This window comes from Pedobacter miscanthi (genome assembly GCF_032678605.1).
Classification (GTDB): domain Bacteria; phylum Bacteroidota; class Bacteroidia; order Sphingobacteriales; family Sphingobacteriaceae; genus Pedobacter; species Pedobacter miscanthi_A.
Window position 1 is genome coordinate 21,065 of the sequence record NZ_JAVTSU010000028.1, and the last position, 23,781, is coordinate 44,845.

The following is a 23,781-nucleotide window of genomic DNA, read 5'->3' on the forward strand; positions in this document are numbered from 1 at the left end:
ATGAAGGTTTTTTAAGTCTCGTCGGGACCACGTCTTTAAACCAGAACATTGTCGTATAAACCTTTGGTTTTTAAAACATTGTTTTGGTTTCTATAAAACGAAAAGTTTTGTTTTCCACCTTTTTCAATACTTAATTTTAATTGGGTATGCCTCGATTTGTTTTTTTAGTATTGCCGGTCAGCGAATTGCGGTAACTCAAAATTTTCGGAAATACCCTAATTGTGCGGCTTTTCGGTTTTAACCTGTTCGCCTGGCGAACATCTTGATGGGGCACAGGCTTCGATGTACATTTGTTCAATATTAATTGTATCATCATGGGTTATAATTTTCATCTTCTTTTCTATCTTAAAAAACCAAGAAATTATCTTAAAGATGGGCTAATACCCATTTATTTAAGGATTACCGTTAAAGGCAAACATGCTGAATACTCTGTAGGCAGGGCGATTCTCCCTATTTTCTGGTCATCTCTAAAAGGCAGGGCTAGCGGGCAACGGGAAGAAGTCCGGGAACTAAATGATTACCTGGATACCCTCGCTTCAAAAGTCCGCCGGTTTCATGCTTCCCTGGTAGAAAAAGCGGAGGAGGTAACAGCGGTGGTCTTAAGGGATCACCTTTCGGGAAGGAACTCGTCAAACCATACCCTGCTTAAAGTTTACCAGAACCACAATGACAATGTGGAAAAACTGATTGGCAACGGTTACCGTTATGGTACTTTTCAGGCGTATCAAAGTTCGATGAGCCGCGTGCGGGAGTTTATCCAGAAAAAGTATGGGCTGCTGGATATCAACATCAAAAAGGTGGATTTTAAATTTATCACCGATTATGAGCTATACCTCAGGATTGAACGTAAAAATAGCCCGATGTCTGCCAGGAAATATATGGTGCATCTGAAGAAAATCATCCTTTATTGTCTTGGGAATGGCTGGATTGCCGGTAACCCGTTTATAAATTACCGCAGTACCGCTAAGGCCAAACCGAGGACTTTTCTCAATATGGAAGAGATGGAACGGATCAAAAACAGGGAGTTTTCGCGTAAGCGCTTAAATGTTGTCCGAGACATTTTTATTTTCAGCTGTTACACCGGCCTATCTTATACCGATGTGAAGCAGCTTCGGCTGGATCAGATCTCAAGAGGGGATGATGGTAATTTATGGATATTTATTAAACGGCAGAAAACCGAAACACCCTGTCATATTCCCTTACTGGATGAGGCAAAAGTAATTCTTGACCGGTATAGAAACCACTGGATCTGCCGGTGGAGAAAGACTGCATTACCTGTGCTTACCAACCAGCGGATGAACAGTTATCTGAAGGAGATCGCAGATCAGTGTGCCATTACCAAGGTACTCACTTATCACCTTGCCCGTCACACTTTTGCGACGACTATCACGCTTTCAAATGGTGTTCCGATTGAGACCGTATCGCAGATGCTCGGGCACAATAGCCTGAAAACAACCCAACATTATGCGAAGGTGATCGATACGAAAGTTAGTACTGAGATGTCTGCATTACAGGAGAAGCTTCTGGAGCGGAATAAGGAAGAAGAGGATGCTGATGGTATGAAAGTTATGAAGCTCTTTAGGTAGATTGTCAGCCAGGTAGCTGGGACATCGTGCTTTAGTTCGTCTTGTTAATAAAATTAAAATGTTTGTTATTTCAATCGTTTTATTTATTTTTGATTGAAATAACAAGCTTTATGGAAAAAAGAAGTGTGATTTTATTTCCTAAATCTGAGCGATTATTGGAAGATATGGGCGAGAATCTAAAGCTTGCCCGAAAGAGGCGTAAGCTAAGTACGGAGCAGGTGGCTCAAAGGGCAAATATTGCCCGTTCCACGCTTTGGTTGGTTGAACGGGGTTCTCCGAGTGTTGCGATAGGTATTTATGTTCAGGTACTATTTGTATTAGGATTAGAGAGAGATATCGCCAAACTTGGCGCTGACGACGAACTGGGGCACAAACTACAGGACGCAAAACTTCTGCAGAGCGCAGCTAGTAAACCTTTAAGAAAAAGGAAATGAAGGGAAATAAAAATGATCATCGAGAAATTTGGGTCTTTGCAGATTGGTTAGGTCTTGAAGGTCCGCTATTGATGGGGATACTTAGCTGTACTCTCGCAAGGCGTAAGGAGGTATTTTCATTTGAGTACGATCAAAAGTGGCTTTTGTCAAAACAAAAGTTCATGATCGATCCCGATTTGCAATTTTTTCCAGGGCAGCAGTTTCTTCGGGAAGACAAATTTAATTTTGGGATATTTATGGATTCTTCTCCCGATCGTTGGGGTACTAAACTCATGATCCGTCGTGAAGCTATTGATGCCAGGACAGATAACCGTCCAGTACGTACACTTCATGGTAGTGACTTTTTAATCGGAGTTTACGATCAGCACCGCATGGGTGCCCTACGCTTTAAGCTTGATCCAGATGGCCCATTTTTAGATGACGATAAAAATATGCCTGCCCCAACAATGACTGCTCTACGAGCACTTGAGGCAGCAAGTAGAAAACTAGAGGACGACGGTAATCTGGATGATCCCAATTACAGCAAATGGCTGAGTATGCTTGTCGCTCCGGGCGGATCGCTTGGAGGAGCAAGACCCAAATCTGGCGTGATTGATGCTGATGGAACACTTTGGATTGCCAAGTTTCCAAGTGGGAACGATGATTACAATCTCGGAGCATGGGAATGGGTTGCCTCTCAATTAGCTGAGCAATGTGGAATTGAAGTTCCAGAGCATTCCTATCGGAAATTCTCCGGTAAACATTATACATTTATTACCAAGAGATTTGATAGAGCCCCAGATGAAAAACGCATTCATTTTGCTTCAGCTATGACATTATTGGGCCAGCAAGATGGAGCAAATCATGCCAGCGGCATCAGCTATCTCGATCTTGCAGAATTCATCAGTCGTCACGGTGCTAACCCTCAACAGGATCTGGAGCAACTTTGGAGACGTATTGTTTTCAATATATGTATATCCAATACCGATGATCATTTGAGGAACCATGGTTTCTTATTAAGCGATCAAGGATGGATATTGTCGCCCGCCTACGATGTTAATCCCGTTCCTAACGGTTCAGGACTCACACTAAATGTATCTGAGGATGATAATTCTCTTGATCTCGAACTGGCAATTGATGTGGCTGATTATTTTCGCCTTGATAAAAAACATGCAAGGGAAATCGCAACTCAGATTGCCAAAGTAGTTGGGGAATGGTCGGCAGTGGCAGAAGAAGCGGAGATAAGTAAGGGGGAGCGTGAGATGATGGCCCCGGCATTTGCAGCAGCTATTGATTTTTTAGATATATAAGGATGCAGTAAATGATTGTTATTTCAATCGGTTAAGGTCAATATGTTTGAAATAACAATCATAACTCGTTAAGTGTTAGGCAATCCTTTCTTGAAGGGGCGTCAGAATAACTATTCTCTGAAAAGCTATAATTTGAAGTATTTGACTGTTATCAACTAAAGAAATGAGAATAAAGATAATTAGCGACTTACATCAAGAATTTGGGATCTCAGATTTAGATTTTAGCAATGCTGATCTCATTATCCTGGCTGGAGATACACACTTGGGGACAAAAGGTATAGAATGGGTAAAGCAAAACATCCCTGATAAACCGGTAATATATTTGTTGGGGAATCACGAATATTATAAAGGATCATACCCGAAGACACTCAACAAAATACTTGAAGCATCCAAAAACTCAAATGTAAGTGTCCTTGAAAATAGCATGGTTGAATTCGAAGGGATAAGATTCCATGGTGCAACTTTATGGACGGATTTTTCCTTATTTGGAAATCCTGTGGAATCAGGCATTATCTGCCAGGCCAGAATGAACGATTATGTGCAGATACGCCGAGATCCAGCATATTCAAAATTAAGATCAATAGATACTTACCGGATTCACCAAAAATCAAAATCCTGGCTACAAAAAAGCCTCAAAGAATCAAGCGGCTTTAAGAATGTGGTCATTACCCATCATGCTCCTAGTGTGAAGTCGATACCCGAGCTTTATAGAGATGATGCCTTGTCAGCTGCCTATGCTTCAAACCTTGAAGATGTGATTTTGGAGCATCAGCCCTTATATTGGATTCATGGCCATATTCACACGCCTGTCAGATATACTATTGGTAACACTGAAATTATCTGTAATCCACATGGCTATTTGAGTGAGGAATACAATGGATATGACAAAGACTTGATCATTAATATTTAAAGCTTGGTGCAACTTTTATATTTATAATGGCAGTAAAAAAATAATTTATGGATCTGCACCCACTGGAGAGGTATGTAAGGTCATTGTGCCCAAGCATAATTTCTGCCGCTGCAATTCTAGGCCTTACCAAATATTTGCACAATAATCACTACCAATTGGGGAGTTTTTCATTATTTCGTCTTAAAATGGGGTAAAGTATAAAATCGGATCCTATTGGCTCAATGGCGTGAGTTTATCCATGCTCCTAGTCAGCAACTCTTTTCATTTTCCAGTGGAGCAATAAATCTGGATGCATAACCATGTTATTACTGATGCAAGAGTAAATGCATTAGTAATGCAACAGTAAATGCGATAGTAAAAGTCCTTATTGCTTATGCTTGTTGCTTAATTGTAAATAAATCAGAAAGGCCCTGCTGGGATTTATCTGTATATTCTTGGTTACGCTTTTTGTTAAACCTGAATTATCTGTTGAATGCCAACCTGCCGCATGTTTTGCAGATCCGGTAAGTATCCTAATGGAAAGGGTGCTACTATTTTTTTTGTTTTTTGTATATTGAACCGCTTATTATTTGTTTACCATTACCATAAGATGGTGAGAAATCACATTTTTTTCTATCATGAGAGAACGTTTTTTTAAATTTCGTGGGAGGTTTGATTTTTCTCCGCATCCTTATGAAATTGGCCAGCCCGTTTTCCAGAATAAAAAACTGGAAGATAATGCCTTCTTTCGGAATCTTTATGGTCTTGCCAGCGATGAGTACAAAGCTTTTTATGATTTTCACTTATCCCACTATCTTGTTAAAAATCCCGATGGCAAGGAAAAGTTCTTTCGTAAGGTAAATAAAACGGTAAACAGGAGGATCGGTTTCTATTCGACAAAAAATCCCTTTGGGTGGGGATATGCTGCCATTCTTGATAAGCTCACTAAATTGGATGTGTTCCGGGAATTTCTCGATACTGTTGATGTGTGGAATGTGAATACTTCAATTGAAAAGATCTTCAGCCAGAAAGATGCAGAAATCGTGTTGCTTACTGGCAAATTAAGAGATCTGCAGTTCAGGCTGGATGATATCATGAAATATGAGGCAAGCGAGAAAATCGCAATCCATAGTGGCGATCTTCCTGTTTTTATGGACCTGCTGCGTCAGGTGCAGGGGCTGGTGCTGCCAAACGGGAAAAGGCTTCTGACTACCCAGGGGTTTAGCCCCTGGTATAAGATGATTGCCAAAAACTTTGTACACGGGGATAAACCGATCCCTTTGGCAACTGCGCAGAATTATTTTTCATCTCCCGGTTCTTCGAAGTATATTTTTATATCCAAAAAGGATAGGGCTTTTGATATCGTACCGGTCAGGTCCGAAGGCTAGGGCCTGCTGCGTGGTGGCAGAAATGTATTTGACTAAATTATTTTGATGGTTGAGTTGATTATTTGTCGCGGTGCTAAGATTGTGGCCTTTGTTGTTTTGCATCATGTCAAATATTATCTGGGCAACTCCCGGGCTATCCGCTCATACGCCTACAGGCCTTATGCGCTGGCCGGTATCCGCCGCTATCCATGTTGCAAAAAAAAAAGCTTATGATGTTTGGAGCGTAAGGGAGCCGAACCAATAGGTTTAACTATTTGTCAGTCAGTATTTTTTTATTTGTTTTAAATTTTAGCAACTAAAAAGCCCACCTTTGTTTTTTTGAGGATCTTTATGATGAATTAACAGTTTTAGATATTTAAAGTGTCCAGAAAACAAATTGCGCTTAACAAAAAATTAGACAAAATCGATTTTTAGTTGCGTCTCGAAACGGTTGTTATTAAAGCCGTAAATAAAACTATGATTTGTTGGGTAAGCATGCTCCAACCTCGCACTGATGTTTTTTAGTCCGGTCTGTCCCCCTGCAGTCTTGCCGTTCCTCGCGGCCAGGTTGCTGGTCCTGAAATAAATCTCCTGCTCATTGGCACAGATTTCAATGCTGGCTGGGTGATCGGGATCGTTCAATATTCCATGTTTGAATAGGTTTTCTACCAGTGTCAGAAAGATGATTGGCAAAATGACCACCTTACTGTTATTGATATCCTTGGTATAGCTGAGGTTGAGCAGGTGTTCAAACCGCAGACGGTTCAGCTTGATCAGATTTTCCATTTGCGCGATTTCCTGGGCCAAGGGTACAAGTTCACTTTTGCTGTCTTCTAACGCGTATTCCATGAGCTCAGTTAAGGCTGCAATTGCCACAGCCACATTCTCAGGGTTGTTTTTTGATGCATTCCGGATAAAGGTTAGTGTATTGAAAAGCAGGTGGGGATTGATCTGCGTGCGCAGGAAATCTTTTTCCGCGATAACCAGTTGATACTTTAAGCCTTCGATCTCCCGCAATTGTTGCATCTCAATATCCTTCCTTTCAAGATGCCTGTTGAGGTAAAAGTAACCACTTGCAAACATAATGAATAAACTTGCCCTGGAGATTGTGACGCCGATGTATCTTATTGTAATTTCCAATGGTAAATTCCTGATTCCCATCGCCCCTAATAGCAAGTTGGCTAGTGTCGCTCCGAAAAGATACAAACCATAAGCGAGAATTAGACCTAGGAGGAAGTGTATGATCCTGTTTTTAGCGTTGTTGTATAACAGTGGCATTACCCACAGGGAATGAAAATAAAATATGCTGATGTTGACGAGATAGAACAGGGCATAGAAAAAAAAGTTGTTGAATTTTTCAGAGACGATTCCGGCGAGTACAACCTCGATAAAAATGTATGCGAGCCAGCAAACCAGGTGGATGCGTAACTCGTTTTTGCTAAATTTTCCCATCTCATATAGTGGTTAAGGCATGTCATATATTAGAAATGTTTAGGGATTTCCCCTGGGCTAAAATTGGTCAATCAATTCCGATAGACCATGAAAAACACGGTAACAAAACTTCAAAAAAGAACGGTTTTTATTTTCAAAAGTGTAAATAAACCGATTGCATCAACTGAGCCGACGACCACCAGTACGGACCCCACTACGGCTTTGACAACAACGGTGAATACCGATATGGTCAAACCCTAACCGCCGCTCAGCATGCCTTTACGTAAAATTTCGGTAAAAGCATGTCGGTATTTCTCTCCTATGGGGAGACATTCGCCGTTGGACATAAAGGCCATATAGCCTTCTACCTTTTTTAGGTAATTGATGGAGATCATGTGTGATTTACCGATCCGGATGAAGTCGGGATGTCGCATGAGATCTCTTTCCAATTGCTTAAGGCCCAGATAGGTGATCTCTGTATTTTTGGTAGTGATAATTTTAATGTGGTTAAGCAAGGCTTCAAAATAAACAATCTCCTGATAGAATACCCTAATAAAGCTGTGTTTGGTTTTTCCCCTAACGAAGGCAAATTTTTTCTCACTGTATTCTTCCCGGCGGCTTTTCTCCTGAATTTCCTTTAACTGCTCCACTTTTTCAATTAGCCTTTCATGGATGATCAGTTTGACCAGGTATCCGGATGCGCCTTCCTGAAAGGCTTCTTCCGCGTAATTCCGGTGGGCGGTGGTGTATATCAGGTGGTCACAATAAACTTTGAGCATTTTCGCGCCTTCGATGCCGTCGGTTACCGGCATGCTGATATCACAAAAAACAATATCCACCGGTCCAAATTCCTGGAGATGGGTTACTGCATCACTTACATTGTTAAAAGTAGCGCGTAAGTTGACCCCGGGGGTGAGCGATAAAAGATCCCCGATGTCGGATAGCGCATGAGGCTCATCATCGATGGCGATACTGGTAAGTTCCATAAGCAGAAAAGGTTAGATAGTATGCAATATCGGAAATGTCTTTTAAATCAACAAGTTGTTTGGTGAAATGGAGACAAAAGTCGTGGTGCTGTTTTTAGGTATTTCCTATAGTGGTTAGGTAATTTCCTATAATAAAGTGGCTTTTCTACTCCTTCTGGGCATACCTTGACCGCTGAAATAATCAATTTTTAACCGATCATTTCGGCCATCGTTCTTTAAACGGATCCTATTGGATCTATGGATACGCAGGGGGAGCTTACGGGCTCCCTTTTTTTGGCCGGGTGTATAGTCTATTTAAGTTATGGTCAGTATGGAATACTTTGGGCAACTGCTCCAGGTGCTGGATCGCCTGTGCCCAATATCAGGGATGTTTGAAAAAGCTTTAAAACCCCTGATTGTTCAGCGGGAAGTCGGCGCTTTAAAAAACATGCTCAGGGAAGGGGAAGTACAGCAGCAAATATGGTTTGTAGTGAGTGGCCTGGTGCGGGAGATCAGTTCTTCAGCGGACACCGTTACGGGAAGAACTTCCTGGTTCTGGTATGAAGGTGATTTTGTGTTTGCCCACCCGGGTTTTTTTGCTGGGCTGCCGAGCCTGATCGAAATCGAGGCCTACGCGGGAACGGTTCTTTTGGAATTATCGCGTATGGATCTTGCATTGTTGATACAGAATTTCCAGGAAGGCCCGGTGTTGATCGAGACGCTTCGTTACCGTCACCAGGCGGCGAGGGCTGCCCATATATCGGATTTAGTCAATTTAAAACATGCTGAAATGGTCAGCAGGTATTATCATGAGCATAAGGGGATTTTTCTTAGGGCGAAGGCTAAGGACATCGCTTCATTTCTTGGGATCAAGGACAATGGTATTCATCGTTTTCTTCGGGGCCTTTAACTTACATTTCAAAATGCGGCAATTGTCGCAAGCTTTCTAGGCAAAATCCTGCGCTAAAACGTTTCATAACTCGCGAGATTAGCATCAGGCTTTTCGCCGCAGAATATTAAAAACGGAAAGCGATTGGGTATGGATATTAAAGATAAAACCAAATTCGATTTTAAAGAATTGCTTCTGTTGCTTTCCGCAAGCCTGCTGGTATTGCTATGGGGATACGCAGCTTTTTCCAAACTCGGAGATTACGGGCGTTTTGTAGCGCAGATGCAATTGGCACCAGTGCCACTGATTAAAAGCTTAGCACCGCTATTGGGAGTTCTTGTTCCTGTAACTGAGCTTGCTTTAATTGGCTTGTTATTTTCTGAACGATTTAAGAAGGCAGGCCTATGGTTATCTTTTTTGTTACTGCTTTCCTTTATGGTCTATATTGCCGTAATGCTATTATCCGGGTTAAGCCTTCCATGTACCTGTGGGGGTTTAATTTCGAAACTCGGATGGCGGCAGCATTTAACCTTTAATGCTCTTTTTATGCTGATTTCCGTGTTGCCATTTTTATGGTCCAGGATTTTTCCAAAAGTATATTCACCGCGGAGTATATATAAATAACCAATTTTTTAAACCTTTTAAATTTTAAACAAAATGAAAACAAATCTTAAAACCGCAATTCTGGGCATTGCATTAATGGCCAGTGTAACAGGAGCCTTTGCTGCTGACATCGCAAGTGTATTTTCTGCCAATAAAAAGGCAGTTTACCATTGGGTGAAAATAGATAGGACCACCGGTCAGCCCATCACCGGCTCTGAGACCGATGGAACAGAGGCTAATCCTTACCCGGAAGACTGTAACGGATCCAATGAACTGTGTGCTGAGGGAACCCTTGACGGACAGAGTACACCCTCCCTTTTCTATAACTACAACTAATAGTTGAGCAATGTCAGGGGCCGGATTTTCCGGCCCCTTTTTTTATTTTTTGTCGCTTAGTACCAGTACAGGATAACTATGCATTCTCTCGGCGAATACAAAACCCAATTTTTCCAGTTCCTGCTTAAAATAACTGACTGTTGCCGGCCGGGAATGGTCCGCAGGACCTTTTGCGAAGTCCAGGGTCAGATCGAAGGGAGGATCCCGATGCTCAGGTACGCTGTTCGCAAAGGGCAGTGGAAGGTAGTCGGCATCAAAATAGCGGAAGGCCCAGTCCAGCACATCCGCGATCCTGCAGTTGGTGAAAATGATCCGGTTTCCGCTGGCCGAAACTATCGATTTATCCTGCCCCGGGTTCGCAGTAGACGGGCTGACCGGCGAGCCTTTTTTTCGGGTCACGACCGTGCAGCGAATATTCCTTGGACTAATTTCTGAGTGGATATCGAAATGCCTGTCCAGGTCTTCCCTCATGTACTTTCCAAAAGTAGTGTCGGCAACACGGCGCGGTAGCGTTAGAGCGTAACAGAAAGTGTTTTTTTTGATCCATTCCTCCATCGTGGCATAGCCACTTTTCTCCAGTACGGTTCCGGAATTTTTACCGGGATTAAAGAACCTTGTGGGATCCGCGGTGTGGATTTCGATCAGGTTGCGCCTGAGTTTTCCATTTATCCCGCTATAGGCCGACCAGTACAGCTGACCGATGGAAGCGTTGTACTGAAAGGCGCGTTTGACCATTCGCTGCTGGAGGTCGATGAACATCCCGCCACTTATTCCGTTGATGTTTGGAGAGATGATCGAGCGGTAGGTGAAGGAACTGTCGCCCAGGTGGAATTCTTCGAGTGCACTGAAGTTCAGGTTATCCTTTTTTTCAGTAGCCCTTATGTTTTCCCCGGCCAGAAAATGGGCGATGTTAGCTGCACTGACTTCTTCTGATCCGGTGATCGCGCGAACGGTGCCAGTGCGGTCTATCCAGACGTTGTGCGGGATTAGGCGGTGGGGGAAAAGCTGCCGTAGTAGTGTATCGCGGGCCACTATGACTAGGGATGTAAGCTCAAGCCCTTGCCTTGAGAGGAAGGCGGAGGCAAGTCCGGGCGTTTCGCCGGTGACCATCAGGGCGTTGAAGCTGGCTCCGGGAAGTTTTTTCAGCGAATCGAGTTCATGCATTTCACGTATGCAGGGAACGCACCAGGTGGCCCAGAAATCAATGATCAAAAGACCGTCCTTCCATAACGCGGAGAGTTTACCGCTGCCGCCTTTGTGGTTCAGTACACCCTCCAGTGACCTGTCCTCCAGCCGGTCGCCGATTTGCAAGGGGCGGATTTTTTGCTGTGCAGCGGCACCGGTGCACAGCAGCATTAAAAGCAAGGGGAATATAATGTTTTTAATAGCCATAGTTCTGTATCAGGTTAGGATTATAGGTTACTTCGTTTAAAGGAATTGGCAAAAGGGACGATACACCGGGGATCCAGGCTGGCTTTATCCCCGATAGGGTAGCATCCAGCCCTCCAGTTCGCCGGAGATCCAGCAAACGGTGGCCCCATTCACCAAACAGTTCTACTCTGCGCTCTTTCATTGCCGCTGTGAGGGCATCGGAAGCAGTTATCTGGGTGCCCAAGGCTCCAAGTCCAGCGCGGGCGCGTACCTGGTTAATGTCGGATACCGCGCCAGCAACATCTCCCATATTGGCCCTGGCCTCGGCCCTGATGAGCAGGATTTCTGAGAGTCGGATCGCCATAACGTACTCTGTGCCAGCGGCTCCTGAAGTCCTGTTACGGTACTTGGCAGGATAGGTGTAGGCGATGGTTGTTCCGGCTTGGTTTAAGGTGTTGGTGGCCGTCCAGGCCGCTTTTCTCCTGTCGCCGGGCTCAAAGCTCTGCAGGAGGGGGGCTGTGAGGGTGTACTGTGGTACTACCGTAGTGGAGGCGGGAAGAACGGCTGTGGCATCTGCGACTACTCCGGTCTCGTTCCAGAACTGCAGGATGGCCTCCTTTGATCCTGTAAGGAAGGTACCCTCTATAGCAGGAAGCGGCAGGTAAAGGCCGGAGGTGATGACTCCGTCCGCTTCCAAAGCGGCTTCTGCCCAGCGTCCCCGGTAAAGTGATACCCGCGAAAGGAGGGCTGAGGCGGCATATCGGTTGGCCCTCACCCTGGCCTGCCCGGTATAGCTTGCTGGCAGCGCAGTTTTGCAGGACTGCAGGTCTTCGCTGATCCGGTCATATACCAGCTCTGGAGCGGACTGCAGGGCGCGGGCATTTTCGTTCACATTAGTGGAGAGGAGTAGGGGAATCCGCCCGTAAAAGCCGACTAGATAGAAGTAGGCGAATGCCCTTAGGAATCTGGCCTCTGCGTCCAGCTGGCTTTTGGCTGGGATGCTCAGCCCCCCGCTGTGCGAGACCCCTTCGATCACGGCATTGCAGCGGTAAATCACCGCATAAAGGTTGTTCCATAGCCCGGAGTTGGCATTGTTGGCCGGGGCAACCTGGCTTTGCTGAAAGGCGTTGATATCGGTGCTGACTGCTGTAAAGGCATATTCGTCGCTGTAAAGGGACAGGTTTTTCATGGCCGGGTATACTGAGCTGGAAGCTGTTCCCACCAGGTGGTATGCGCCAAGCAGGGCAGCAGTGGCCGTGGCGCTGTCGGAAAATACCAGCGTACTCTCGATCTGGCTTTTGGATGCCGGGATCTCTACCAGCTTGTTACAGGCGCTGCCCATGATGCCCATTATGGAAAGTATCGTGATAATGATAGGTGCTGTTTTCATGTTTTCTTGGTTTAAAGGTTGATCTGTATGCCTACGCTGACTGATCGGAGCGTTGGAGTACTGGCTGCGGATATCGAGGAGGACTCGGGATCAAGTAGGGCCGCCGAACGGTTCCATAGGGTCAGCAGGTTCTGCACCTGGGCGTATATCCTCAAGCTGCGCAGTCCAAGTTTTCCCGATTCGCGTTCGCCAAAACGGTAGGACAGGGCGATGTTTTTCAGCCGCAGGTAGGAGGAATCAAAAAGGTTCAGCGAAGATAGCGCCATCTGATTGTCTGGCGCCAGCGATGCCCGGGGGAAAAGAGCGCCCGGGTTCTCCGCGCTCCACCGATCTTCTACCAAGCGGTAGGTGTTGTAGGCGGTCCTGCCCGGGGTGCCGGTCAGCCCGCCCCGGGATTCGCTTTTGACAAACTGCACAAATAGCTCCAGTTCCATTTTTCCCATTTCCACGCTGTTTCCCCATCCGCCATAAAGGTCGGGTGTTAGTTTGCCGAGGGTAAAGTACCTGTAAGGACTGGCAGAAGGGTTTCCGTCCTGCCCGGCATAGCGTGCGGCGCCTGTCTGGGGATCCGGACCCAGATAACGGTATCCCGAAATGCGGCTGATATCATAGCCGATCTCATACAGCAGTGCATAGCTCGAAGAAGCCAGGTTCTCGAACGAGCGGAGCCTGTTTTTTGGGAGGGTAAGGTTGAAGTTGCTGCGCCATTTCAGCCTGCTGCTTTTGAGTACTTCAGCGCTCAGAGAAAATTCCCATCCCCGGTTGAGCACCTCGGCCGGTAGGTTCGCCTGGTAGCTGTTGAATCCGGTCGAGGCCGGCAGGGTATAGAGTACCAGTTGGTTGCCGCTCCTGTTGGAATAGTAATCGGCCGAGAGCATCAAGCGGTCTTTCCAGAATCCCAGCTCCAGTCCTATATCACTTTTATAGGTGGTCTCCCAGCGGAAGTTCTCATTGCTGATGCGGTTGGGGGCTAGGGTTGCGGTGCCCTGATAAAGGTTAGTACCGGGACTGCTATAGGTAGACAGGTACTGGTAGTCCCCGATCTGGTCATTGCCCGTGCTGCCGTAGCTTCCCCTGAGTTTGGCGAAGCTCAGAAAGGGAAGGGATTGTTTGACGAAGGGAAGGTTGCTGAAGATCACTGCTCCGCCGATTGAGCCGAAAGTCCCGAAACGGTTTCCCGGGCCAAAGCGGGAAGAACCATCGCGTCGAACCGTAGCGTTGAGGATATAAGTGTCCGAAAGCGTATAGGTTGCCCGTGCAAATGCGGATAAATACCGGTAGCGGAGATCGGCTCGCTGCCGCACATCAACCGTTCCCGCGGAGGCAAAATCTTCCATGAGGCTTTCCAGTCTGTAGTTGCCCAGCTGGAGCAGTTCCCTTTCGCTGGTGCGGTCCTGGTAGGTCCCTCCGATCAATAGATTCAGTCTGGAGCGGCCTTTCCTGATCGCATAGTCTGCCTGCGGTTCAAAGATCACCGAACGTGAAAGGTTGGTGCCGAACACGGTATTGTTGATCAAACCGGGCCGCAGTGATCTGCTGGGGTTGATCAGCCGCTGGGCGTAACGCGACTGGGTATAGCCGCCGGAAAGTTTGATGTTAAGATCCTCGATTGGCTTGTAGATAAGCGAAAGGTTGCCGGTCTGGCTACCAGTCCTGTTCTTCGCTGTCGCCAGTGCCGAGGCATCTATATTGGAAAGGGTAATCCAATTATAGCTCCCATCGGGCAGGTAGACCGGATAGTTCGGGGGAAGGGTAATACTGCCTCCTGTCGAGCTGGCTGTATTGGCCAGATCGGAGGAAATCGAGGATAGCTGCCCGATCAAGTTCATCGTGAAACGTCCATCCGCCGAGCGGTTGGTCAGGCTTGCGGAGAGCCCGCCGCGCTCGAATCGGTTTTTGCCGATGGTGATAGCGCCGTCTCTTCTATAGTTTCCGCTGAGCGAAAAACTGGTTGTTTTTCCCCCACCGGAGATTCTGGCCTGCAAGTCTGTGGATCTGGCGGTGCCACCCAGTACATAATCGGCCCAATCTGTGGATCTGTCCTGGTCCCATTGGGTAAGGTCGGGTGCATAATCGGTGGAGGAAGGGTCAGTAGAAGGTGTTCGGGCGGAATTAGCAAAAGCCTCGCGGCGCAGCGAGAGGTATTCTTTAAGGTTCATCAGCGATGGCTTTTGTGCAAGCATACTCAGGCCATGGTTCAGGTTGATGTTGAGATCTGTTTCCTCACCTTTGTTCCTTTTGGTCTGGATCAGCACCACCCCATTGGTTCCCCTGCTGCCATATATCGAGGTGGCATCGGCGTCCTTGAGCACGGTGATCGATTCAATGTCCGAGGGGTTTAGGTTGTTCAGTGGGCTCGCCGTACCACCAATATAACCGGTCACCTGCTGGTCGTTTGAGCGGTTCGGCGGACTGCTCTCATAGGGAACGCCATCCACAATATAAAGCGGGTCGGTCCCGGCCAGTATGGATCCCTTGCCGCGGATCTGGACATTGATATTTCCTCCTGGAAGCCCGTTGGTCGTCTGTACAAAAACGCCCGGCATCCTCCCGGAAAGGGCGGAGAGGACATTCATCACAGGTTGGTCGGCGATCTGTTTGGCGTTTATTGAAGAGACTGAACCGGTGTTGAGTTTTTTGGTGGTTTTACCGTAGCCAATAACCTGGATGTCATCGAAGGAATTGTTTGCTTCCTGCATTTTGATTTCAAGTGTTTTTGCATTGCTATTGAAACCAATTTCCTGGCTTTGGTATCCGGTATAGCTGATAGTTAAAATTCCGTTAGTAGTCTTGGCAAGCAGAGTGAATGTGCCGTCTTTTGCAGACTGGACGGTGGTGTTTGAATTTTTGATGCTGATGGTGGCACCGGGCAGGGCTTTGCCATCACTTGCTGTGACGACGCGACCGTTGATCTGGGTGGTTGTCTGGGCGCTTAGACGGAATATTGGGCAAAGCGCGGCCAGGACAATAAATATTATTGTTTTTTTCATGTGGTTTTGCTTAGTTGTTGATTAACTACTGTTTGCTAAAAAACCAGGACGGGGGCCATGCTTGAAATAATCATTAACCGATGAACGTGGCGGTCCCGCCTGGTCTATAAGGCCTATTTAGTATGTTATGTTTTATGGTTTAATTTTTTGGTCTGGTGATTGGCTTGGGTTGATCTGATTGTTGTTGTGGCATAGGTCTGCCCGTCCGGTACATTATTAAAGAACCTGTTGCAATCGGAAGGGCAGAACTATGCCAAAGCTAAATGGGGTTTTTGGGTTTTAGGGCGTAAAGCCTGTTAAAGGAGTAGAAGGGATGGGGTTTTGGGGTGTGGAAAGGAAAAGACAGGGCAATGCCTTTCACCAGTAGGATTGATGTAGGGTGGGTTGCCTGATTGTTTTTTCTTTTCATGCTCGTATGGTTGATACGAGTCTTTGGTATGGAAAGCACTATAGCTGGGCTCTAAATACCACCTTGACTGGCTTCTCACGGCCTGGAACATGGAATTACAATAGAGCCCGTAGCGCTATAGTGCGTACGAAAATACGCAAAATATCACTACAGGCATTAATCTATTGTCTCTGCTCCAATTATGTGAGAATTTGTCAAGAGAGACTCTTCGTTAATACCTTAATTATTAATCAAATATAGTAAATACTCTTAAATAAGAGTAAAATATTTTTTTCTTTTTTATCAGCTTAGCTCAGGTGGAAAAAGCATTGAATGAAAACCGTAAATCGGAACTGTTACCAAGTGAAATTAAAAAAATTGGTTTGAGGCTGAGAGCGATAAGGAAAGGTCTGGGATTCGGAAATTCAGATTTATTTGCCCATTATTATGAACTTGATAGGGCGCAGTATGGTAAATATGAATCTGGCTCTCAAGATTTACGTATTACATCATTAATTAAGATTCTAGATAAAATTGGATACAAGCTTTCTGAATTTTTTAACGAAGACTATGATAAGATTGAGATTTAATGATTAATAAATGTAGTTTTTATTACGTTTAAACCTAATATGTGTTTCTTCTCTGTTTAAATTTTCTCAAAAAGCTGATCGGCGATACGCACCTTTTGATTGTGTTTTTTTTAAATTCATCATTTTATTAGCCTAGACACCAAAGCCGACATACAGGGTATGCGACTGATTGAAGCCTGCTGATTATAACAACCGTAACGGAGCAAAATTTTACGGTTTCAAAACTAGTTCGTAATTCCTTCTGTGAGTCAAAAAACAAATTTTGCCGTTATATAAGAGCTTTTAGGCTAGAAGACTTAGAATCTTTGACTCCGGCCATCATCTAAAATAGCTAAGCCTTTTTATAATTATTTTCAATACGATGGAATAATATCTATCACTATCCGACTAAATTTTGAGGACATTGGTGAAAATGGTTGTTAAGTTATCTTTTATTAGTATTAAATCTTCTTAAAATGTCAGACCATAAAAAGTTATTAGTTACTTTGATAAATCGTAACATATAGCCAGATAAAATGACCATTAAACCTAAAAAGCCAGCCATGTATTTTTCGTCCTTAGAGATTGAAAATATAAAATGTTTCAGTGGTAAACAGATACTGGATTTGAAAGACAGTAAGGGAAACATATCACCCTGGACTTTAATTTTAGGCGATAACGGAATTGGTAAAACCACGTTATTAAAGTGTCTCGCTTGGATGACACCGGTTCAAGCACCGAAAAAGGAGCAGGATAAATTAATGGTTGCGGCTAAAAAACTGATTGAGGCTGGCTTACCAATAGAGGATATTATGGACGCTATCGGCCTGACCAAAAAAGCAATTGAATCTGCTCCGAAAAAGGAACAGGATAAGCTGAAGGCCGCTGTTAAACAATTGATTGAGGCTGGCGCTCCTACGGAGCAAATTATGAAAGTCACCGGCCTCACTATAGAAGAAATCGAGCTAATTCCAAACGAGGATAATGACCTAAAAGTTAAAATCAAGCCGTTAATGGATGACTTTGAAGAAAATGCTGAGTACGAAAAGCTATTGAGGTCAGGAATAGACATTAAATCTGAAATTAAGGCGGTCTTTTCTAATGGTGTTGAGCTTCGGAAATCTCCCACCGATGATGACTTGGTAACGATCGGTATGACCTTTGAAAAGGTCGCAGGTGAGGTAAAAACTATAGACCCAATTCTTGGTAATCTTACAGAGTTCAATTCACCGAATTTGTTTGCTTACGGCGCAAGTCGTCATATGGCACTAAAGAATTTTGATAAATTTGAACTCAAAAACCCAATTTTCAATTTATTTTCCGATTCGTCCGACTTATATGATGCAGAACAGCTGTTAAGCATATTGGATACCGCCTCGATCAGAAAAAAGAGGAAAGGAAAGGCGACTAAATTGCTTAAAAAAGTTAAACAGGTCTTGTCAGATTTGCTACTTTTTATCAAGAGTCCTGATGACATTATCATTCACTCTCCCTTAAATGACGATGGTTCCGCAAATCATATATTGGTTGAGATTATTACGCCTTATGGAAAAGTAGCGCTAAGCAATTTAAGCCTTGGTTACCAAACTATGCTTGCCTGGATGGTTGACCTTGCACTTAGAATGCTGTGGACAAACCCTGATAGCACAAATCCATTGCACGAGCCTGCTGTTGTTATAGTAGATGAGATCGATTTACATCTGCATCCCAAATGGCAAAGACAAATCAGGCAGGATCTAACCTACCATTTTAAAAACACCCAATTTATTTGCACCGCACATAGTCCCTTTATGGCTCAAGATTCTGAAATAGAGAATTTATGCGTGATAAATGAAACAGACGGTAATGTGCGTATTGAGAATGAACCTGCAATAGTGCAAGGCTGGCGTATTGGACAAATCGCGACCAGTGATCTGTTTGGTGTTTCCAGTGAGCGGAGTTTAGATACCGAAGCTGATATCAATAAACGGCGGGAAATTCTTGATAAAGAAGTACGCACAGAGAAAGATAAACGAGAGTTAAAAAGGCTAAATAAAAGATTAGATGATCTGCCGGTGAAAATAACTGACAGTAAGGAAGATCTCCGGCTATTTGAGAAATTGGAAAAAATGTCTGAACTATTCAAATCAAAAAAGTAATTCATGATTCAGATAGTTAAAGGACCAATTCCAATCGGTTTAGTACGTGGTAATAAACGGCAATTAGCTTTATTGCTTGCTCAATATGCCGCGGCCAAGAGAGACTTCAAATTTACTGCTGCTTATAAATCTGTAGGTGTAAAAACGACCCTCCGCGCTGATCAGCATAATAAATGCTGTTTCAGCGAAGCCAAATTTGTAGGCGACGATTCGGATGTAGAACATTACAGGCCAAAAGGCCAAGTTGACGAATGGCCTTCGGGAATGAGTTATAAGCCTGGGTACTATTGGCTGGCTTACACCTGGTCAAACTTATTTTTATGCAAAACGACCATTAATAGAAGTTTTAAACGCAATTTTTTTCCGTTAGTAGACGAACTTCAACGGAACTTTAGTCATCTGGACACACGTATTGAAGTTCCTTTATTAATTGATCCCGCCGTTGATGATCCAAGAGATCATATTAAATTTGTTGGTGATGAACCTGTTGGCTCGACATTGCAAGGAAAATGCACAATTCAGTTGCTCAGTCTTCGGAGTCCAGAATTTGAAGAAGCAAGGCGAAGCCGGTTAAAGATTTTGAAGTTACTTAAAGAATTTGTTGAGAAAGCACTAAAGGATGGCTATACTGAAAATGAACCTCTTGTTGCCGATGCCATTAACGAATTACGAGCTTATGTTGAACCTCATTCAGAGTTTAGCTCGATGGCAATAGATTTTTTGTCAGGATGGCCCCATCTTTAGTTAAGTCAATGCAAGAAGCAAAGTCTTTCAACTGCGAAAGATCAGTTTTTATTTGAGCAATTCTACTTTCAATATAGGGGCGTTCCGGTTTTACTTCAGGCCTATCTATTATCGTGGTAAAATAATCTAATATAGCTCTGAACACAAACAGACCGTGCAATACACCACGGGCAGGACGCTTTTCGTCACGCCACGGTGAGAAAAAAACATTACCGCTAAACGGTTGAATCAAAGGGAGGATATTTTCAACAAGCGTCAGCTTGAGGTGCATGGCTTCATGTAATATTGATTCAGCAACCCTCAAAGTGGAACGCAAAGATGATGCCTCACAAACGGATACAAAAATGGAAAAAGGTATCTCCGGGTGGCTGTAACTAATGTCAGTCTCTTCATTTTCCGGCCTGATTACTTGGATGGTCTTAACGATGTTTTTCAAAAAGTCAGAGATAGCGGGAATCAATGCCAGCATATTTAAAGTATCGCTGATTTTCGTATCAACGCCTAATTTATGAATTAGCAATTCGCTTAAAGGTTCCAGGCCATGACTATCGTAAAAATTATTCAGCGTATCCGTTGGAGCTTCAATTTTTATTTCGGTTCCGGCAATGTCAAAAATCAAAGCTTTGGTTTTCACTTGCCTTAGCACACAATTTTCAATATTATAGTCAGCCTTGATTAAATTAAGCTGTTGCGATTTGTCCAGAACAAGCAACGAAGTCAGACCGTTTTCCCATAGAGGCATCGGTCTGTTTAAGAAGTTGCTTACCTGCTCAATCAATTCCAAAGCTATTTTTGCTTAAAAGTATAAACGATAGTGTATCTGGTGTAATCGTAAATCTTACTAACGGCATGGTGAGAGTTTCGGGATATCTCAAAGCCGAAAACTGTGTTATCAACAGGCTTAACGATTTTAAACATATCCTCGGGTTTAGAAGATTTGAACAAAAGAAGCAATCCGCCATTTTCATCCTTCCAATAAGGATTAATGTGCAGCACCAATCGGTGGGTTTCTTCTCCATTGATAAAGTCATTGTGAATACCGATCTTCTGTTCGTTAACTAATTTGTGGGCTACAACATCTACAAGGGTAAAACCATTGATTTTAAATTGCTGGATATATTTTTCTTCAATATAATGTAGCGTTTCATCCGAAACGAGGCATTTTAGATGATCTGGAATTTCAATGTGAAGCAGGCTGAATTCATACTGCTCATAAAAATCGGTTTCTACTAAACTCCAGATTTGAGTATCTTGGAACCATTCAAAAATATCAGCTATAATGGTATCAGGAAGCACCGAAGTTGTGCTAAAATGGGGAAACGGTGTTTGCTCCACATGAGCAAATTCAAGATCAAAGCAAGTGGTTTCAGACATGCTGTAAGTCATAATTGGCAAGGGTTTTTCGGATTGCTTTAACCAAATGTAACTGGTCAGCGCAATACACTGATGGATTGTCAAAGCCGTTTTCTCTGCTCCAACGATTCAAGATCATCCCCCCACCGCAAACGTGTAATTCAGGACAATTGAGGCATTTGGAATTGGTTGGCCGTTGCATTTTCCTGTATTCATCAAATTCTGCGGAAGCTAAAAATTCAAGTAGACTGGCTTCTTTAACGTTTAATGGCTGATCGAACTTGTCAGCACCATTGTAAGTGCTTTTTAAGGTATCATTTTTCATGATGGTGCCGTCAGTATCAACGATCACAATTGCAAAATCAGTAAGACCTAAACCCTCCTTTGTAACAATACCACCCATCAAAGATTTAATCATATCATCCAAAACCCGTATTTTAATGGGATAGGGGTCATTTATATAAATCTCTAGTAATTGTACCATCCATGATCCATATTCAACAGAAATGATTGATGCTTTATTTAGCGGTAATTTAGTATGGTTACCATCCTTATATAAAAAGTCAACACTTGGTGCCTCAAGTTCTTTAAAGAATTGGTAAACCTCAACAGGATCAGATAGCGGATCAATAACAGCTAATAAACCAGCGTATAAGAATAAGGCATCGGTATGAGACTTTAGAATGTTTATTCCTGCCACGACCTGATCAAAGGTGCCCTTATCGTTATGTGTTACCCTATATTTATTATGTACAGCCTCCGGGCCATCAATGCTAACTGCAACACTAACTTTATATTCAGAACAAATATTAAGAATAGGGATGGAGATCAACATACCATTGGTTTGAATGCTGATAGGATAATGCTGGGGTAAGACTACGCGTAAGCTTCTTAATAAGAAACGAAGCCGGGCTTCACCCAATAAAAAAGGTTCGCCTCCGTGGAGAACGATGCTAAAACACTTTCTTTGGCTGGCTACGATCTCAGCTAATGAACTACACAAGGCATCGATAGTTTCCGGTGTCATGAATTTCTCCAAGTGCGACCAGTTATCATCGCCCATATTGTAGACGTAGCAGTAAGTGCAGTTGATGTTGCACCTACTCGCTACTTTTACAAGAACAGTGTCAAGACCGGGATCAAATCGTGTTTCAAAAGCCATTTATGGCGTGTTAAGAACGGTTATGGCGATTGTGCGCGCGATCGTAGCTGAACATATCGTTAGCTTGATCATTTTTAACTTCTGCCATTAATCTTTGTAAAACGGCATTTGGTACTTCGTTAACAGCCATTACATTACTTTCCTGATTTACAGTACGGTCAATGGTTGAATATTCACTTTGAGATTGATTGTTGAAATCCATAATATTGCTATTTTTTTATAAAGATATATTAAAAAAAATAGAGTTTTTAGATATTATAATCAACGTGTTGATTATAAATGTTTTATAATTAAATTCCGTTACAGCCAAAATGAAACCATAATACTAAAAAATATCAATTATTTATTATATATAATTGATAAACAATTAATTATATATATAACTTAAAATAACAGCGTTATCCAACTATTGGAAAAAATAGAATTTTTGAATGAAACGCTTCGTGTGTGCTTTTAAGCGATTGTGGTTTTGTAATTATTCTGTAAGCGCTTGTTTGTCCGATACCAACTGCTATTGTTCGCTCTGCATAGGCTTCAATGTCGTGATGATCTTATAGCCAAGCGTTCTGGCGATCATACTAATCTGCGTAGATGTCATTTCATTTTCTCGGTAAAACCGTAACAAATACGTAACGGAGCAAAATTTTGCAGTTTCAAAAATAGTTCGTAAATTGCTTCTGTAAGTCAGAAAAGCACATTTTGCTCATATAAGGGCGGTTAAGCTAGAAGACTCATAATCCTCTACTCTTTAAGCGGTAAGTTTTTCTTATCTGTTGGAAAGCACACCCAAAAAACTAAAGACAGCGTTAGGTCTTGGCATATCAATAGGCTTGGGTATCTTGCTCCTTTCCGGGAAGCGAACTAAGCCGCTAAAGTAAATAGGATAGGGGCAATGCGCTTATGCACAAGACCAGGTGCTAACGCCGTCATTTCTCTGGGCAATGATTCTCATTCCGGGCAATTTGTAATTATCTTTGCTCCAGAGATGAAAAGCGAGCGTATACAGGAAACCTTCGGAAATATTGACATTTATTTATTCGACCAGCTACTGAAAGGTACTTATGATGGGTGCCACACCATTTTAGACGCTGGTTGCGGAACAGGCTGAAACCTGCTTTATTTTTTAAGAAGTGGTGCACGGGTTTATGGGGTAGATCAAAATCCTGAGGCTATAGCGCAGCTTAAAAACCTTGCCGGTGAATTTCCCCGTATCAATCCCGAAGAAAATTTCAGAATAGCGCCTGTGGAACAATTGCCATTCGAAAATGAAAGCTTTGATCTGGTCGTTAGCGCTGCCGTAGTCCACTTCGCGGAAAACCAGGGACATTTTGAAGCCATGCTCAATTCCATGTGGCGCGTACTTAAACCCGGCGGATATTTAGCGGACTGAGCACAAAAGAAGGACGATTGTCCGGAAGTCGGTAAATAGCCTACGATGTAAACAAGTTTTCGATTTCGGAGGATTTTGCTATGTAACAGAGGAAATGATCATACTTAAGCTATTGCCTATGAGGATAACTTTGCCGTTCATTTTTGATACAGCATCAATCACTTTATCACGGTAAATATTCAAGTTTAACGTTGAAGGAACTGTTTTATCGCTGCCATGACCGGAAGCTCTACCACAGTAACATTGTACCTTCGTTAATCAGACTTATTTTTACTGCCTCCCAAACATAAGAAGCTTGCCATGCACCATGGGCCAGAACATAATTTTTAGCAATAGGAACGGGTTCATGTCATGAATATTTTTTGAGCAAGATGAAAACCTAATTGGACAAATCAATTTATCCTTTGCACCAATTTTCAATTATTTGTAAGTACATTGATAACTAATATGCTATAACAAAATTATTTTCGGCGAAATGTGGTCAATTGACAGCGATT

The 23,781-nt window shown here is 43.4% G+C and carries 23 protein-coding genes; 13 read left to right on the forward strand and 10 right to left on the reverse strand.

The features are described from left to right. Positions 1-314 precede the first annotated feature (314 nt). From R2R28_RS26860 to R2R28_RS26880, 5 genes are all read left to right on the forward strand, one after another. On the forward strand, positions 315-1,586 hold the full coding sequence (locus R2R28_RS26860; protein ID WP_316828745.1) for a site-specific integrase: 1,272 nt from the start codon (positions 315-317) through the stop codon (positions 1,584-1,586). Positions 1,587-1,696: 110 nt separating this feature from the next. Then, positions 1,697-2,020, forward strand: a complete 324-nt coding sequence (locus R2R28_RS26865; protein WP_316828746.1) for a helix-turn-helix domain-containing protein — start codon at positions 1,697-1,699, stop codon at positions 2,018-2,020. After that, positions 2,017-3,309, forward strand: coding sequence for a HipA domain-containing protein (locus tag R2R28_RS26870; protein WP_316828747.1), 1,293 nt, complete (start codon positions 2,017-2,019; stop codon positions 3,307-3,309). The genes R2R28_RS26865 and R2R28_RS26870 overlap by 4 nt, the downstream gene beginning before the upstream one ends. Positions 3,310-3,472: 163 nt before the next feature. Continuing rightward, a complete protein-coding gene (locus tag R2R28_RS26875) occupies positions 3,473-4,219 on the forward strand; it encodes a metallophosphoesterase (protein ID WP_316828748.1) in 747 nt (248 codons plus the stop codon). A gap of 617 nt (positions 4,220-4,836) precedes the next feature. Then, entirely contained in the window at positions 4,837-5,586 is a 750-nt protein-coding gene (locus R2R28_RS26880) for a hypothetical protein (protein ID WP_316828749.1), read from the forward strand. 393 nt (positions 5,587-5,979) lie between these two features. On the opposite strand, the gene R2R28_RS26885 is transcribed toward R2R28_RS26880, so the two are convergent. After that, complete coding sequence (locus R2R28_RS26885; RefSeq protein WP_316828750.1) at positions 5,980-7,017, reverse strand: sensor histidine kinase; 1,038 nt, start codon at positions 7,015-7,017, stop codon at positions 5,980-5,982. A gap of 87 nt (positions 7,018-7,104) precedes the next feature. Between R2R28_RS26885 and R2R28_RS26890 the strand changes: the two genes are divergently transcribed. After that, positions 7,105-7,257 carry a hypothetical protein gene (locus tag R2R28_RS26890; protein ID WP_316828751.1) on the forward strand — a complete coding sequence of 51 codons (153 nt, stop codon included), beginning with the start codon at positions 7,105-7,107 and terminating at the stop codon, positions 7,255-7,257. Here R2R28_RS26890 and R2R28_RS26895 read toward each other — a convergent pair. Next, positions 7,254-7,982 (reverse strand): LytTR family DNA-binding domain-containing protein, encoded by a 729-nt coding sequence (locus tag R2R28_RS26895; protein ID WP_316828752.1) that lies wholly within the window; start codon positions 7,980-7,982, stop codon positions 7,254-7,256. The two genes, R2R28_RS26890 and R2R28_RS26895, sit on opposite strands and share 4 nt — an antisense overlap. Positions 7,983-8,292: 310 nt before the next feature. Here R2R28_RS26895 and R2R28_RS26900 point away from each other — a divergent pair, with 310 nt between their 5' ends. From R2R28_RS26900 to R2R28_RS26910, 3 genes are all read left to right on the forward strand, one after another. Further along, entirely contained in the window at positions 8,293-8,871 is a 579-nt protein-coding gene (locus R2R28_RS26900) for a hypothetical protein (RefSeq protein ID WP_316828753.1), read from the forward strand. Between the two features lie 129 nt (positions 8,872-9,000). Then, entirely contained in the window at positions 9,001-9,474 is a 474-nt protein-coding gene (locus R2R28_RS26905) for a MauE/DoxX family redox-associated membrane protein (RefSeq protein WP_316828754.1), read from the forward strand. Between the two features lie 33 nt (positions 9,475-9,507). Then, positions 9,508-9,789 (forward strand): hypothetical protein, encoded by a 282-nt coding sequence (locus R2R28_RS26910; RefSeq protein ID WP_316828755.1) that lies wholly within the window; start codon positions 9,508-9,510, stop codon positions 9,787-9,789. Positions 9,790-9,831: 42 nt separating this feature from the next. On the opposite strand, the gene R2R28_RS26915 is transcribed toward R2R28_RS26910, so the two are convergent. From R2R28_RS26915 to R2R28_RS26930, 4 genes are all read right to left on the reverse strand, one after another. Further along, the gene (locus R2R28_RS26915; protein WP_316828756.1) at positions 9,832-11,181 is read right to left on the reverse strand and encodes a TlpA disulfide reductase family protein; all 1,350 of its coding nucleotides are present in this window, start codon (positions 11,179-11,181) and stop codon (positions 9,832-9,834) included. Further along, positions 11,171-12,550 carry a RagB/SusD family nutrient uptake outer membrane protein gene (locus R2R28_RS26920; protein ID WP_316828757.1) on the reverse strand — a complete coding sequence of 460 codons (1,380 nt, stop codon included), beginning with the start codon at positions 12,548-12,550 and terminating at the stop codon, positions 11,171-11,173. Before R2R28_RS26920 ends, R2R28_RS26915 begins: the two co-directional genes overlap by 11 nt. Positions 12,551-12,561: 11 nt before the next feature. Next, positions 12,562-15,540 (reverse strand): SusC/RagA family TonB-linked outer membrane protein, encoded by a 2,979-nt coding sequence (locus tag R2R28_RS26925; RefSeq protein WP_316828758.1) that lies wholly within the window; start codon positions 15,538-15,540, stop codon positions 12,562-12,564. 259 nt (positions 15,541-15,799) lie between these two features. Then, positions 15,800-15,949: a hypothetical protein gene (locus tag R2R28_RS26930; RefSeq protein WP_316828759.1), complete on the reverse strand. Its 150-nt coding sequence runs from the start codon at positions 15,947-15,949 to the stop codon at positions 15,800-15,802. A gap of 296 nt (positions 15,950-16,245) precedes the next feature. On the opposite strand from R2R28_RS26930, the gene R2R28_RS26935 reads away from it, so the two are divergent. From R2R28_RS26935 to R2R28_RS26945, 3 genes are all read left to right on the forward strand, one after another. After that, positions 16,246-16,518 carry a helix-turn-helix transcriptional regulator gene (locus R2R28_RS26935; protein WP_316828760.1) on the forward strand — a complete coding sequence of 91 codons (273 nt, stop codon included), beginning with the start codon at positions 16,246-16,248 and terminating at the stop codon, positions 16,516-16,518. A 515-nt stretch (positions 16,519-17,033) separates the two neighbouring features. Further along, entirely contained in the window at positions 17,034-18,635 is a 1,602-nt protein-coding gene (locus R2R28_RS26940) for an AAA family ATPase (protein ID WP_316828761.1), read from the forward strand. A gap of 3 nt (positions 18,636-18,638) precedes the next feature. After that, positions 18,639-19,379, forward strand: coding sequence for a hypothetical protein (locus R2R28_RS26945; protein ID WP_316828762.1), 741 nt, complete (start codon positions 18,639-18,641; stop codon positions 19,377-19,379). Here R2R28_RS26945 and R2R28_RS26950 read toward each other — a convergent pair. From R2R28_RS26950 to yhhA, 4 genes are read right to left on the reverse strand one after another with little or no spacing between them, the layout of a single operon-like run. Continuing rightward, the gene (locus tag R2R28_RS26950) at positions 19,333-20,163 is read right to left on the reverse strand and encodes an aKG-HExxH-type peptide beta-hydroxylase (RefSeq protein WP_316828763.1); all 831 of its coding nucleotides are present in this window, start codon (positions 20,161-20,163) and stop codon (positions 19,333-19,335) included. The genes R2R28_RS26945 and R2R28_RS26950 overlap by 47 nt on opposite strands. Positions 20,164-20,165: 2 nt before the next feature. Continuing rightward, positions 20,166-20,753, reverse strand: coding sequence for a cyclophane-containing peptide 2OG-Fe(II) oxygenase YhhC (yhhC, locus tag R2R28_RS26955; RefSeq protein WP_316828764.1), 588 nt, complete (start codon positions 20,751-20,753; stop codon positions 20,166-20,168). Beyond that, complete coding sequence (gene yhhB / locus R2R28_RS26960; protein ID WP_316828765.1) at positions 20,746-21,894, reverse strand: cyclophane-forming radical SAM/SPASM peptide maturase YhhB; 1,149 nt, start codon at positions 21,892-21,894, stop codon at positions 20,746-20,748. The genes yhhC and yhhB overlap by 8 nt, the downstream gene beginning before the upstream one ends. Before the next feature lie 10 nt (positions 21,895-21,904). Then, positions 21,905-22,096 (reverse strand): YhhA family cyclophane-containing RiPP, encoded by a 192-nt coding sequence (gene yhhA / locus R2R28_RS26965; RefSeq protein ID WP_316828766.1) that lies wholly within the window; start codon positions 22,094-22,096, stop codon positions 21,905-21,907. Positions 22,097-23,005: 909 nt separating this feature from the next. Between yhhA and R2R28_RS29255 the strand changes: the two genes are divergently transcribed. Then, positions 23,006-23,284, forward strand: a complete 279-nt coding sequence (locus R2R28_RS29255; protein WP_410479202.1) for a class I SAM-dependent methyltransferase — start codon at positions 23,006-23,008, stop codon at positions 23,282-23,284. Positions 23,285-23,781 lie beyond the last annotated feature (497 nt).